The sequence below is a fragment of the Pandoraea sp. PE-S2T-3 genome (assembly GCF_002179965.1).
In the GTDB taxonomy this organism is placed as follows: domain Bacteria; phylum Pseudomonadota; class Gammaproteobacteria; order Burkholderiales; family Burkholderiaceae; genus Pandoraea.
In genome coordinates this window covers 372,489-386,339 of record NZ_NGUQ01000018.1, presented here as the reverse complement: position 1 = coordinate 386,339, position 13,851 = coordinate 372,489, and the positions used below count along the sequence as shown (strand labels likewise).

12 protein-coding genes are annotated in these 13,851 nt (G+C 62.8%); 7 read left to right on the top strand and 5 right to left on the bottom strand.

The window, feature by feature from the left end:
- Positions 1–141 precede the first annotated feature (141 nt).
- Positions 142–450 (top strand): hypothetical protein, encoded by a 309-nt coding sequence (locus CDV46_RS17120; RefSeq protein ID WP_140413406.1) that lies wholly within the window; start codon positions 142–144, stop codon positions 448–450.
- A gap of 170 nt (positions 451–620) precedes the next feature.
- Here CDV46_RS17120 and CDV46_RS17115 read toward each other — a convergent pair whose 3' ends face one another.
- Together CDV46_RS17115 and CDV46_RS17110 are read right to left on the bottom strand one after the other, a co-directional pair.
- Entirely contained in the window at positions 621–1,112 is a 492-nt protein-coding gene (locus CDV46_RS17115) for a Spy/CpxP family protein refolding chaperone (protein ID WP_249277624.1), read from the bottom strand.
- Positions 1,113–1,187: 75 nt separating this feature from the next.
- Positions 1,188–2,177 (bottom strand): LysR substrate-binding domain-containing protein, encoded by a 990-nt coding sequence (locus CDV46_RS17110; RefSeq protein ID WP_087723804.1) that lies wholly within the window; start codon positions 2,175–2,177, stop codon positions 1,188–1,190.
- Positions 2,178–2,396: 219 nt separating this feature from the next.
- Here CDV46_RS17110 and CDV46_RS17105 point away from each other — a divergent pair, with 219 nt between their 5' ends.
- The 3 genes from CDV46_RS17105 to CDV46_RS17095 are packed head-to-tail and all read left to right on the top strand — an operon-like array spanning position 2,397 to position 5,825.
- Positions 2,397–3,767 (top strand): 2-hydroxycarboxylate transporter family protein, encoded by a 1,371-nt coding sequence (locus CDV46_RS17105; protein ID WP_254916098.1) that lies wholly within the window; start codon positions 2,397–2,399, stop codon positions 3,765–3,767.
- A 40-nt stretch (positions 3,768–3,807) separates the two neighbouring features.
- Entirely contained in the window at positions 3,808–4,986 is a 1,179-nt protein-coding gene (locus CDV46_RS17100; RefSeq protein WP_087689627.1) for a CaiB/BaiF CoA transferase family protein, read from the top strand.
- Positions 4,987–5,006: 20 nt separating this feature from the next.
- On the top strand, positions 5,007–5,825 hold the full coding sequence (locus CDV46_RS17095) for an HpcH/HpaI aldolase/citrate lyase family protein (protein ID WP_176399099.1): 819 nt from the start codon (positions 5,007–5,009) through the stop codon (positions 5,823–5,825).
- 9 nt (positions 5,826–5,834) lie between these two features.
- On the opposite strand, the gene CDV46_RS17090 is transcribed toward CDV46_RS17095, so the two are convergent.
- Both CDV46_RS17090 and CDV46_RS17085 read right to left on the bottom strand, forming a co-directional pair.
- Positions 5,835–6,422 (bottom strand): BPSL1445 family SYLF domain-containing lipoprotein, encoded by a 588-nt coding sequence (locus CDV46_RS17090; RefSeq protein WP_087723802.1) that lies wholly within the window; start codon positions 6,420–6,422, stop codon positions 5,835–5,837.
- 195 nt (positions 6,423–6,617) lie between these two features.
- The gene (locus tag CDV46_RS17085; protein WP_087723800.1) at positions 6,618–8,348 is read right to left on the bottom strand and encodes a mechanosensitive ion channel family protein; all 1,731 of its coding nucleotides are present in this window, start codon (positions 8,346–8,348) and stop codon (positions 6,618–6,620) included.
- 163 nt (positions 8,349–8,511) lie between these two features.
- Here CDV46_RS17085 and CDV46_RS17080 point away from each other — a divergent pair, with 163 nt between their 5' ends.
- A complete protein-coding gene (locus CDV46_RS17080; protein ID WP_087723798.1) occupies positions 8,512–9,726 on the top strand; it encodes a hypothetical protein in 1,215 nt (404 codons plus the stop codon).
- A gap of 22 nt (positions 9,727–9,748) precedes the next feature.
- Here the strand turns inward: CDV46_RS17080 and CDV46_RS17075 are convergent, their stop codons facing one another.
- Positions 9,749–10,666, bottom strand: coding sequence for a hypothetical protein (locus CDV46_RS17075; protein WP_087724155.1), 918 nt, complete (start codon positions 10,664–10,666; stop codon positions 9,749–9,751).
- 285 nt (positions 10,667–10,951) lie between these two features.
- On the opposite strand from CDV46_RS17075, the gene CDV46_RS17070 reads away from it, so the two are divergent.
- Both CDV46_RS17070 and CDV46_RS17065 read left to right on the top strand, forming a co-directional pair.
- Positions 10,952–12,451: a sensor domain-containing diguanylate cyclase gene (locus CDV46_RS17070; RefSeq protein WP_087723796.1), complete on the top strand. Its 1,500-nt coding sequence runs from the start codon at positions 10,952–10,954 to the stop codon at positions 12,449–12,451.
- The gene (locus CDV46_RS17065; protein WP_087689620.1) at positions 12,436–13,848 is read left to right on the top strand and encodes a DUF2252 domain-containing protein; all 1,413 of its coding nucleotides are present in this window, start codon (positions 12,436–12,438) and stop codon (positions 13,846–13,848) included. The genes CDV46_RS17070 and CDV46_RS17065 overlap by 16 nt, the downstream gene beginning before the upstream one ends.
- Positions 13,849–13,851: the final 3 nt, after the last annotated feature.

The following is a 13,851-nucleotide window of genomic DNA, read 5'->3' as shown; positions in this document are numbered from 1 at the left end:
ACGCCGAAGCGCAAGCCCGTCATAGGGGGCGATGGGCACAACTTAACATGACCACGACTTCTGCCAAATAGTTCGACGCTTAGCGCACGGTGGCGTACAGACGCCGCCTGCCAAGCCGGTCAGTATCGACGACATCAACGGTTGTCGATCTCGGTGGCCGTCACGCTGGAGAGCACTATGGACAAATCAGGCAAACAACGCACCGGGCAGAAAAGGGACAAGCGAATGCTTGCGCCTCCCGGGCAAAAGAACAAGTTCCCCGAAAAGATGTGGTCGAATCAACATCCCCCGGAAATTACCCATTCGAAACTCGCCGGGAAGTCACCCGCGACGCCGCCCGTGCATGCCCACGACACACCGCCTCTGGACGCCGCTGGCGATCAGGCGGCACATGTCGACGACGGCAAGACGCGCTCACAGGATCATCACAAGCAAAACCGTAAGCACTGACAACGAACGGTTGCCTTTGCAGGTATCGTTCGGCGAGGTCGTCATGTCTTACGAAACGCTGTTGTTCATCACACTCATGCTGATTACCGTATCAGCGCAATTCATCTGACGTTCGCAGGCTCAAGCAGGTTGTCCACCCGCACGGGGAGTCATGCCCGTGCGTTGGCATGTCATTTCGCCGGCGATGCGTGATGTTCTGCGGATCTGAAGACGGCGTCCGCATTCGCCTTCTGCGCGTCGGTCATGCTGTTGTACAGCGCCTCGAACGGCGGCACTAGTTTGGTGACCCCGTCGGCATGCATCTGCGCGAGATCGCGGTACGACTTCATGTCGTCGAGCGCAGTCATCCGGTTCTGATTGTCCTTTCTCGATTGCGCCAGCGTCGTCATGGCGTCTGCGTTGGCACGCATGACGTCTGCAAACTCCTTCCACGGACCTTCCTGAGTGCGCGTGATATGCAACTTCGTGTGGAGATCGGCAATACGAGTTTCGATACGTGAGCGCGCGGCCATGTTCATGAGGTGCGGCTGTCCCGGTGTGCCCGCGCCCGCTTGCATCGGGGCCGCTTGTGCGAAGGGGGTAGCCATCGCGAGCGTGAGACACGTAGTCGTGGCAATCCAACGGGTGGTATTCGGTGAATCGGGGGATGACGGTTGTTCCATGACGGGGCTCCGTGTGACTTTACAGACCCACGATGCCCGCAATATCGCTGCCGGTCCGTTCGGTAACCGACGAAGTTACGCCGGTGCACGCAGGGTAATCCCTGTCCAATGACCGTCGGCTTGTAATTCCCGGATCAGGTCGGCAATGCATTGCCGCACGGCCAGCGTGGCTGAGCCTACCGGCAGCGAGTTCGACCAGCACACGCTGGCCGGTCGTACCATCTGCGGCGACACAATGCGCAGCGCCTTCGGCCTTAGCGCGGGGTCGCGTGGGGCGAGTGCCGACGCAGGCAAGATCGCACACGCGTCGCCGGCGCGCGCGATATCGATCAGCGTGGGCAGCGAATCGATGTCGGCAACGATGTTCAACTCGACGTTGGCCTGCGAGAAGCTGCGCTCGATGAGCAGACGCAAGCCGTTCGACGCGCTCGGGACTACCAGAGGCACATTCGCCAGCCGCGCCAGTTCACAGGTGCCGCTCGCGACATCGTTGCTATGTTCGCGGGCACCGGGGGCGGTGTCTGTGTCAGCGTCTGTCTCCGGGCAGACCAGATGTCCGCCCATCACATACAGTTCCTCGTCGAACAACGGCATGACCGAGATGCCGCGCGTTTCCGAATCGCGAAACAGCATCGCGAGATCCAGCCGGCCATTGGCGAGCAACTCGCTGATGTAGCCGCTCATGCTCTCGAAAATCTGCAAACGAATGCCGGGATATTGCGTGCGCACGCGTTGGAACAACGGCACCGCGAGAATCGCGGCAATCGTCGTCGGGAAGCCCACCGCCACCGGCCCCGCTTCGCTGCCGCCCCCCTCGCGAACCTCTTCGCGAATCTGCTCCATCTGCCGCAGAACGACGCGTGCATGGCGATACAGCGTCTTGCCCGCATCGGTCGGCACGACGCCTTGCGCGCTGCGAATCAGCAACTGCGTCTGCAATTCCTCTTCGAGCGTGCGCAACTGCTGACTCAGCGACGGTTGAGCGATCAGCAGCCGTTCGGCCGCCTTCGAGAGGCTGCCGCTATCGACGATGGCCACGAAGTTGCGCAGTTGCCGGACATCCATGAGCTTTGGGGGCAAGGAGTAGGGGGAGTGGGTCATAGCGTACCCCTATATGCGTTCCGATGAAATGGCGATCGAAGTCGAAATTCTTAGTTCGCGAGAACCATTTTGGCGTTTGGCCATAGGTTGAACCTATGCCCGTATCCGAATTCAGTATTTCCTCTCCGGCTTTTCGCGCGCCTATAGTGCGGCAGGAAAACGCATAAATCGGAGACAGAACAAATGCAGATGCGTGAACGCACCCCCCTTGGCACGGCCGAGCATGCGCCCTCGGACGGCCTTTCCCCGACCGGCACGGCTCATCGGTTTCGCGACGCCTGGTGGCGCCTCATGGATATGCGTATCGGCATCGTGCCGCTACCCGTGCATATCGTGCTGGCGCTCGCGCTGATCGCGACCGCCGCCACCGGCAAACTCTCGGCAGAGCTCTCGCCGATCATTGCATTGCTCGCCGTGTGCAGTTTCACGTGCATGGAAATCGGCCAACGCATCCCGATTTTCCGCAGCATCGGCGGCCCGGTGATTCTGGTCACGTTCCTGCCGTCGTATCTGGTTTTCACGCACGCGCTGCCGCCTGCCGTGGTCAAGCCGATCGTCGACTTCTGGAAGGCCGGCAACTTCCTGTATCTGTTCATTCCCGCGATCATCGTCGGCAGCATTCTGAGCATGGACCGCAAGGTGCTGATCGGCGGCTTCCTGCGCATCTTCGTGCCGCTGGTTGCCGGATCGTTGCTCGCAGGTGCGGTCGGGACGGCCGTGGGCACGTTGCTCGGCATGGGCGTGTTCCACACCGTGTTCTTCGTCGTGATTCCGGTCATGTCCGGTGGTCTGGGCGAGGGTGTCATTCCGCTCACGCTCGGCTACTCCGAAGTGCTGCACCAACCGGCGGGTGAGTTGCTCGCGCAAGCGTTGCCGGCCGTGATGCTCGGCAACGTGACGGCGATTGTGTTCTCCGGCGTGCTCAATGCGATCGGCAAGCGCTATCCGTCGCTGACGGGTAACGGCCAACTGATGCGCTCGGGGGACGACGACCTGCCGGAAACCGCCAAGTCCACCGCGCCAATCGACGCCACCGACATTGCCGCCGCCGGCATGATCGCCGTGTGTCTGTACTTCGTCGGCATGCTCGCGCAGAACACGCTGGGCCTCCCGGGGCCGGTGATGATGCTGGTGCTCGCGGTCGCAGCCAAAGTGTTCTTCGTGTTCTCGCCGCGTCTGGAGCGGGGCGCGGGCGTGGTCTACAAATTCTTCGCGACGGCAGTCACCTATCCGCTGCTGTTCGCCATCGGCGTGGTTATTACCCCGTGGCAGAAGATCATCGATTCGTTCAACGTGCCGACGCTCGTGACCATTGTCGCGACCGTGGCCACGCTGATGGTGACTGCGTTCGTGGTGGCGCGCCGCATGAACATGCACCCGATCGACGCCGCGATTGTCGTGGGCACGCACAGCGGCCTCGGCGGCACCGGCGACGTCGCGATTCTCACCGCCGCGAACCGCATGCGCCTGATGCCGTTTGCGCAGATTGCCACCCGTATCGGCGGCGCGATCACGATCACGCTGAGCCTGATCGTGCTCGCCAAGATCGTCTGACGCGCTACCTGTTTTTCACTTTCCTCCGGAGATCGTTGTCATGAGGCCACTCGACGGCATCAAGGTCATCGCGCTCGAACACGCCATAGCGGCGCCGTTCTGCACCCGTCAACTGGCCGACCTCGGCGCCCGCGTCATCAAGATCGAGCGCCCTGGCGTCGGCGACTTCGCCCGTGCTTATGACGCACGCGTCGAAGGCATGTCGTCGCACTTCGTGTGGACCAACCGCTCGAAAGAGAGTCTGTCGCTCGACCTCAAGCAGCCCGCCGCGCAGGACGTGTTGCACCGCCTGCTGGCCGACGCCGACGTGCTGGTGCAGAACCTTGCACCGGGCGCGGCGGACCGGCTCGGCCTGTCCTATGAGGCGCTGGCAGAGAAGTATCCGCAGATCATCGTGTGCGGCATTTCGGGCTACGGCCCGGATGGCCCGTATCGCGACAAAAAAGCTTACGACCTGCTGATCCAGAGCGAATCGGGCTTCCTGTCGGTGACGGGCTCGCCGGAGGCCTCGGCAAAAGCCGGTTGTTCGATCGCCGATATTGCGGCGGGGATGTACGCGTACACGAACATTCTGTCGGCGCTGCTGCAACGCCAGAAGACGGGACGCGGCTGCCGCATCGACGTATCGATGCTGGAGTGCATGGTCGAGTGGATGGGCTTTCCGCTGTATTACGCGATCGATGACCAGAACCCGCCGCCGCGTGCCGGTGCCGCGCACGCCACGATCTTCCCGTACGGGCCGTTCGCGGCCGGCGACGGCAAGACGGTGATGCTCGGATTGCAGAACGAGCGCGAGTGGAAGGTTTTCTGCGAGAAGGTGCTCGAAAAGCCCGAACTGACCGACGATGACCGTTTCCGCTCGAACCCGCTGCGGCTTGAGAATCGCGAGGTCTTGCGCGCCATCATCAATGACGTGTTCATGCAGTTGAGCGCGGCGCAGCTGGTCGCGCGCCTTGATGCGGTCGGCATTGCCAATGCCAACCTGAATTCGATGCACGACGTGTGGAATCACCCGCAACTGGCGGCACGCGGTCGCTGGACACAAGTGCAGACGCCGAACGGTCCGGTGACAGCACCGCTGCCGCCGGGTGTGCCGGCGTCGTTTGCGCCGCGCATGGACCCGATTCCCGCGCTGGGGCAACACACCGACGCGATTCTCGCCGAGCTGGGTCTCACGGCCGCGCAGATCGCCGAGATGCACGCCGGGCACGCGGTCTGACGCGCAAGGAGATACCGATCATGTCATTGCGTTCGTGGTTGTTTGTGCCGGGCAATCGTCCCGAGCGATTCGAAAAGGCGCTTGCTGCGGGCGCCGACGCCGTCATCGTCGATCTCGAGGACGCCGTGCCGCTTGCCGGCAAAATCACTGCCCGTGCGCAGGTGCATGAGTGGCTGGCGGGCGAGGCAGCCGCGGGGAACATCCCCATCTATGTGCGCATCAATGCGGTGACGACCGACTGGTTCGCCGACGACGTGCGCGCGCTCGCGGCGTTGCCGCGTGTGGCCGGTCTGGTGGTGCCGAAGGCGGAAGACGCCGCCACGTTGATCGCAGCAGCCACGGGTGCTCACGACGCGTTGCGCATCGTACCGTTGATCGAGAGCGCCCGCGCGTTTGGCGGGCTCGATGCCATCGCGGCGTCGCCCCGAGTCGAACGGCTGATGTTCGGCACAATCGACTTTCAACTCGATATCGGCATCGAAGGCGACGGCGACGAGTTGCTCTACTTCCGCTCGCAACTGACGCTGGCGTCGCGGCTGGCAGGCATTGGCGCTCCGGTGGACGGCGTGACCACGGTGTTTGATGACGCGGACGTGATCGAGCAGGAAGCTCGCCGCGCGAGACGTCTCGGCTTTCGCGGCAAGCTGTGCATTCATCCGAAACAGATTGCTGCCGTGCACGCCGCGTTTGCGTGGCGCGACGACGACATCGCATGGGCCCGGCGCGTGGTCGCGGCGGCCGAGGCGAGCGGCGGGGCGGCCGTCGCGCTCGACGGGAAGATGGTGGATGCGCCCGTACTGGCGAAGGCGCGGGAGATTTTGGTCAGCTTGCCGGGGTGAAGTGTCAGCTCACAGATCCAATCGGCTGATCTTGGTCCCGGAAAGCGAAATGTCACCCATCAGTCCGCTGTTGGTCATGACAAACGCTTCGACCGGGTGACTGGTCGTCGTCGTATCGATCTGACCATTGGCGCCCACTTTGACGATGGCCACAGAGGCGTCAGCACCGGCCGACCAGCCGTTCGAATTGACGAATTTGTCGAGCGCTTCCTGCGTCATGAACAGATAAACCATCGACTTCGATTGCATCCCCAACTGGGCGCCTACGGAAGCCGACGAGACGCTGTAATACCCGCTCGTGCGCGTGCCGACGCGCAGAACACCGTCACCGTGCTGTCCCCCCACGATCACACCGGCCTGAATGACGGAGGGAAACACCAGCACGCCTTGTGCCTTGCCCACCAGTTCGCGCGAACCGGAAACCGTCGAAAACAGTCGTGAAAGCGTGCCGTCGGCTGCGGCGTCGATGGACTGCTTGCGTGAATTGTTGGCTTCGGGTGTGGCTGGCGAGTTGCCTGTCGTCGAGCATCCCGAGAGGACTGCAACCAGCGCTGCTGCGACAACAGAAGCCCGGACAAATTGACGGCGAGTTTGCATGGTGATCTCCGATTTTTTTGATGCGCCCGCAGATTGAGCCGAGCCCCGCGCGCCAGTGCCCACGGAAACGGCGGAAGTGTCCCTGCCATTCATCTCAGGGGCACTTGTCTGAGAGTGTCAGATTTGTGACCGCGAGTTGCCATTGGTAGTTGGGGCAGCACCGATTGCCCGTCGGGGCAGCACAAGATTTCGACGTCAGGTCTCGTTTGCACCATGGGGACCGGCGCTCTCCTGTGCGGGGGAAGGCGCCCAACCTTCGCGCGCAATGACGACCGGCATCTCCGGTTGTTCTTCGAAATGGGGCGACATGATCTGCACGCCATATTCGTTGAACACATCGACGATCTGACTATGCAGTTCGCTCAACATGACGAGGCGCTGCGCAGGATTCACCGGCGCGACATGCAAGTCGTATTCGATATAGAAGTCCGAGAGCGAGCGTTGCAGAACGAATGGCGCCGGCGATTGGGCAACGCTTTTCGTTCGTGCCGCCGCCAGACTCAGCATTGCCTGCACCTGCCGCCATGGCGTGTCGTAGCCGATGGTCACCGATGTGACGACGAGTGCCGGCGCTTTGCCGTCGCGGCTCGAGAAGTTGTGCACGATGGCACCGACGACGACGGCGTTCGGAATGGTGACCTCTTCCCGGCGCACATTGGTCAGCTTGACCGACAAGGTATCCACGCTCACCACGACCCCGGCCGTGTCGCCGATCTGCACCATGTCGCCCGCCTGAAACGCGCGACTGTATGTCACGACGATGCCGCTCATCAATTGATTGACGATGCCCGCCGAACCGAGCGAAATCATGAGGCCCAGCAGCACACTCAAGCCTTTGAACACGTCGCTTTGCGCGCCCGGAAAATAAGGATAAGCAAACGTCAGTGCAAGCGCCCAGACCACGATGGCAACAATGCGGCGGGACGCGCCCGCGGTGTCGGGATGCAGACCCGGGATATTGAGATGACGTTGCTGAATCGCTGAAAAGACGTTGTTGATGAGATTGTGCAGCGCGCGCGTGAGAAGAAATATCACGGCAATGGCGATCAGTCCGGGAATCGCATTGACGATGCCCAGCGCGAACGTGTTCAACAAGTCCCAGAGAAAGCTGCTCAAGCGCTCGCCCATGGGTTCGGAGACGGGAAAGCGCTCCAACACATAGATGAGGTAGACATAGATCAGCGCGGCCACGAAGAAGAGAAAAAGCAGTTGCACGATCTGCCGCGCCAACTGGAACGCCGAACCGGTCCAGTCGAAAGTTTGCGACGTGCGTCGAAGCAAATGGGCCTCGACGGCATATTGGATGCGCGTCTGGAGCCGGGTTTGCAGCCGGCCGGCGATCCAGACCACGACGCCCAGCACGACCGTCGCGAGCAGGGAAAACAGGATGCCGCGAATGATGTTCGGCCAGTGCAATTGCGCCTGTCTGGCGGCTAACGCAGTATCAAGGCGCACCTGCGTCTCCTGAGCGATGACCTCGAACGGGCGGTCGTCGGCTTCGTCGACATCACCCGCCAGCAGCGCGAAAAGAATGCGGTCGCCGCGACGGAATACGACACCGTGGTTTTGCCCCATCGATGCCTGAACAGCTTGCGTGGGAAGACTCAGAACGCTCTCTGGCAACCCGTCCAGCACGGCGTAGGAGCGATCGGCCCGCTGCTGCGGTGTGGCGCCACTGAGCGACGCGCGAAATGTCGCGATGGGGCGATCCATGTAACGGAGGTCGGCGGCAGACGCGTCCGATGCTGCGGCAGGCCGTGACGCTTGCGCGTGGACCACTGGCGAAGCCAAGGCCATCGCCAGACAGATGGCCAACGACATCAGGAAGAACGTTGAGCGCGAGACAAGTTTCCGGCAGGACGAACGTATCGTCTTGTCGCGCGAGATGCCAGGGAGAGTCGCGGGTGCGACAGTGCGGGTCATCATGGACGCTCCTGAATTGTCACAGCGGACCTGAGGCGATTTTCGCGCGAACCGACGTGCCCCGGGGGGCAAAATGCTTGCCCTAAACCCCGATGGCGCGCTCGCGCATCCGGCGCAAGACTACGGGCCTGCACCACCTCACGGCACACCCGGCAAGGAGGTATTCATGGGGAATGGAATTCGGCCTGCCGACGCGCGATCGTCGCAGCCCGACCAAACGCCGGACGTGGATATGTCTCTCGTGCAGGGCGATCTGGGATTTCATCTGCAACGGCGTGTGCGGCTCATTCCCGCTGTCGGCATGGGGGCATGGCGCAGAGCGCTGATCTTCGCCGCCGTCACCTGGTTGCCGCTGGCCGTGTGGGCGGTACTCACAGGCCGCGCGTTGCAAGGCACCGGCGACGACACTCTCGCCGCGCATTTCGGCATTCATGTGCGGTGCCTCGTCGCCATTCCGTTGATGGTGGCTGCGGAAGGTGTGGCGCAGAAGCTGATGCCGCCGCTGCTCAAATACTTCATCGACAGCGGCGTCGTCACCGAGCAGACCGCCCCGGAATTTCGGCGGCAGTTGTCGCGTGTGGCGCAGCTGCGCGATCGCTCACTGCCTTGGGTCGTTATTTTCGCCGCGGCGATCGCTTGCTCGACGATCGGCGCGCTGTACGGTCGCGCGGAAGATCTGGCGTGGATGAATCAAGGCGAGCGGGTGCGTGACATCACCTTCGGCGGTTGGTGGTTCGTGCTGGTCATTCGTCCGCTGTTCACGGTGTTGCTGCTCGCGTGGCTATGGCGCGTATGCCTGCTGTTCGTGCTGCTGCTCAAGATCGGCAAACTGCCGCTGGCGTTGGTGCCGTCACACCCGGATCGCGTGGGCGGCCTCAGTTTCGTGGAGCACATGGCATTCATGTTCAGCCCGGTGGCGTTTGCCATTTCCGCTGTCGTCGCTTCGTCGTTCGCCCACGAGGTCGTGTATCACGGCGCGAGCGCGATGCAGATGAAGACGCTGCTGATCGCCAGCGCCGCGCTGATTTCGATCGTCTTTCTGATTCCGTTGCTGCCGCTGGGTATCCCGCTCGGCCGGCTCAAGCGCCGGGCGGCCTTCGAATACGGCAGTCTGGTGGCGCATCACGACCGGCTCGTGCATCAGCGCTGGATTTTGCATCGCGATGTCGGCCGCCCCGAAATACTCGATGCACCGGAATTGGGGCCCGTGGCCGACGTCCATGCCATCTACGACGCCGTGGTCCACATGCGCTCGATCCCGCTGAGCAAGTTGTCCGTCGTTGCGATCGTCGTACCGGCCGCGTTGCCGATGCTCTATGTCGCGGCGATGCAGTTGCCGTTGTCCGCCGTGTTGGGCAAGGTATTCAAGGCGTTGATTTGACGGACTTGAGCGTCGAGCGGCGTCAGAAACTCATGGCGAATCCGAACGAGACACCCTGCACGTTATGGCCAAATACGTAGCGGGCCATCAGCCGCGTGCGGGTCACGACGACCGGATACTTGCTACTGTCGAGTTCCAGTCCCACACCGAGCGACGTCAGATTGTTAAAACCCAGTACGCCGGCACTATCACCGAAGTATTGCGAGTAGGCGGCTTCCAGCACGTAGCGGACCGGGCGGTCGAGCGCGCGCAAACCCGTTGGCGCCCGCCAGCGCGACCACAAGCTCACCTGCTGCGCATTGGCGCTCCCCTGAACGCCCGCTGCCGAACTCCCGAAGCTGCGCAGGTGGATATTGGTCAGGCGCAATTCGACATCGATCTCGTACGCCTCGCGATAGTGCTCGAAATCGAGCATGAGCGAGCCGCCGAGTCCGTAGGCGTTCAACGCACCGCTGTCGAGAAACTGAGCATTGAGGTCCGTTGCACGATTGAGCAACGTTTCGCCGACCCGAAGATCGCTGACAACGCGCCCGAGACTGCTGTTGAAGATCGGGCGGAGCACCAGTTCGTCAGAGAGTCGGAAATCCCACCCCACGCCGATGGTCGTGCTCAAGGTGTTCCAGCGTACGGGGAGTGAGCGATGTTCCGTGCCGTCCGAGGCCACGAACGTGGGGTCGTACCGGCTATAGGCCAACGTACCTTCCAGATATAGCGGAAACGAGCGGCTGAGCGTGAAGCCGCCGCCCAACTGCGTCTGCCAGAACCCGGGGTTCCCGGTGGAGCCGTTGTTGATGGAGAGCGAACTCGTCGTCACGTCGGGCACGGTGGTGTAGCTCATGATGGCAAGCACGCTGTTCGCATGACTCTTCACATCGGTTCCGACGCGAAGCGGCGGCGATTGCGCGAGCACCGCAGACGTGGTCAATGTCAGGCCAGCCATCGCCGCCAGCGACGCAATGCGTCGGCGGCCGTTGGTCACCCGCGCGACGCATCCGTTGCTTTTCGTTCTCGTCAGTCCCGTCATTGACATCGCCGGTTTGCGCGGTGGAAATCGCGTTGCATTCGCCATCGTGCGTCATTGTCGCGTTCGCCTCGCGCTTGGGCCATCGGTGGGGAGGGCAATGGCATTGCCCCGATGGGCAGATGACTTGCCCTCAGTCCCGATAGCCCCGAGCTCCGATAGCGAAAAGAATGAGGGCGCGTCGATCACAGGGTTCGCAGGCACATGAATTCCCCCCACACGTCACCGGCTTCGTCACGAAGGTTTGGTCAACGGTTCGGACCGCTCGGCCTGACGCTCGTAGCGGTGGGGATCGCGGTGGTGATGGTTATCGGCGTACGTGCAACCTTGCTCTATGAGGGACGCGTGGCGGTGCGCGACGACGCGCGCAACGCGAACGCGCGCGTGGCACTTCTCGCCGCACGCGTGGTGGGCGGCGACATTTCGGCCTGCACGCAGGCGCTCGATGCGCTCGGCGTTGCGGGGCGCGCGGATCCCAGCGCGCAATTGGCCAACTGCCTCGGACGTTTCGGTCGTGTCGTGTCCACGGACCGGTCGACGGGTGTGCAGGCGTCGACTTACGCGCAAGCGGTCATCGTCAATGACGCCGGCGAGGCGGTATTCGAAGCGTTGCCATCGGCGACATGCTTCGATCGCACACGGGTGCAGCAGATCGTCGACGCTGAGCGGCGGGAAGAGGCCGGTGGGTTGACGGTGTCCATGTCTACACCGTTATGTCCCGGGGGCAGCGGCAAGGGGCTGCTGCTGACGCACGGCATTCGTCGTGCCGATGGCGGCTTTGCGGGCGCCAGTATCGTGACTGTCGACGCCGACTACTTCGCGCACCTGTTCGCCGGGCTCGCCCCCGGGAAGCAGGGCGTCGTCTCGCTCCTTCGTAGCGATGGCGCCGTGCTCAATGGCTGGGAGCCCGGGGATGCGAGAGATGACGGCGATGCACAGACGTCCTCAGGTGCCGACGGCGATTTCCTATACATTCGGCAGCCCCTTCCGGGGGTGCCGATGCAGATCGACATTCGCGCGCCCCGAAGCGAGATCTATGCCGAATGGAGAAAGCGGGCGTTCTGGGTCGCCGGTCTGACTGCCGGGCTGGGTGCCGCGTGCGTGGTGCTCAGCATTTTGCTGAGGCGTCAGGGCAAGCGCCGGAAGCAGGCCGAAGCCGCGCTGCAACAAATGGCCAGCACTGACCCGCTGACCGGACTCGCCAACCGGCGCACCCTCGATGAGGCCTATGACAGGGAATGGCGGCGCGCGGTACGCGAGCGAGCGCCTCTGTCGCTGCTGTTCATCGACGTGGATCACTTCAAGACGTTCAACGACCGGTACGGTCACCCGGCGGGCGACGACGCACTCGTGGCCGTCGCTCATGCGATCTCGGACTCGATCCGGCGTCCCGGCGATTTTGCCGGGCGGTACGGCGGCGAAGAGTTCATGGTGATCTTGCCGAAGACGGATGCCGGCGGCGCGCGCGACGTCGCCGAGCGTGTGAGAGCGACCGTGCGTGCCGCTGCGATTGCGCACGAAGGCAGCGAGCACGGACGCGTGACCATCAGCATCGGTATTGCAGGCACAGGGGCGATGCCGACGGGCACCCCGGATTTGCTCCTGCAAGCCGCGGACGAAGCGCTTTACTCGGCGAAGCGCGAGGGGCGCGATCGCGTATTCATCCACGCAAACTCTGGAGGTGACCCATGCCCGGCGATTTGACACTGGAACAAAGGAGAGCGGCAGGCAAACTCGCGCGTGAGCGTACGCCTCGCTCGAGGCAAGGCGAAATCGGCAACGTGGACCGCGATCCCGTCGCACTGCTGCGGCAGAACAGCGCCGGCCGTGTCGATGCACTGGTACCGCTGAGATACGGGCGCATGTCAGTCTCGCCCTTCACGTTCTATCGGGGCAGCGCAGTGCTGCAAGCGCACGATCTGGCCAGAACGCCGACCACGGGTTTCACGTTCCCCATCTGCGGTGATGCGCACCTCATGAACTTTGGCGGTTTCGCCACGCCGGAGCGGCAGCTCGTTTTCGATCTCAACGACTTTGACGAGGTGGCGCCGGGGCCCTGGGAGTGGGATCTCAAACGGCTTGCCGCCAGCTTTGCGATTGCCGGTGACCACATGGGCATCGATCGCGGCACGATCCGTGATGTCGTGACATCGGCCGTGCGTGAATATGGCGAGCGCATGCAGGAGTACGCGGGCTATAGCGCCCTCGATCTTTGGCACGAAATCGTGACGTTCGACCGCATGGCCGAAGCGGCCGTGACAGCGGAGGGGCGACGGCTGATTCGCAAAACGGCCGAGAAGGCCGCGGGGCGCTCGCACGAGGCGATGCTCGACAAGATGGCGGTGCAGCAGGACGGGCGATGGGTGATTCAGGACGCCCCCCCGGCATTGTTTCATCCGTCTGGGCCGAGCTCGCTGTTAGGCAGTTCGCACGCGTGGTCGGACACGCAAGCGTGGAAGGGAAAACTCGCACAGGCGTTCAATGAATATGTCGGCACGCTGCCGGTGGACCGGCGAGCGCTCATCGATCAGTTCCAGCTTCAGGACATCGCCTTCAAGGTCGTGGGTGTGGGCAGCGTCGGCACGTTCTGTCTGGTAATGCTGTTCGTCGACGCCCACGGCAAGCCGCTGTTCCTTCAGGTCAAGGAAGCCAAGGAATCGGTGATCTCCCGGTACTTCCCCGCAGGGAAGGTACATCACCAAGGCCTGCGCGTGGTGGCCGGGCAGCGACTGCTTCAGGCGGCGAGTGACGCCTTTCTCGGATGGACGAGCGGTCCGAACGGGAGACATTTCTACTTTCGGCAATTGCGCGATATGAAGGTCTCGGCCGAAGTCGAGCGGATGAACGACACGATCTTGCAGGGTTATGCCCGCATCTGCGGCTGGGCGCTCGCGCGAGCGCATGCAAAGTCGGGTGGGCTCGCCGTAGAGATTTCTTCATACATCGGCGACGCCAAGCGTTTGGCAGAATCCATGACGTCGTATGCGCTGGACTACGCCGGGCAAAACCAAAAAGACTACGACGCGTTCATGCGCGCCATCCGTTCGGGGAAGCTTGTCGCACGTAGCGACGAAGACATGGCCGCCGATTTTCGTATCTGAAGG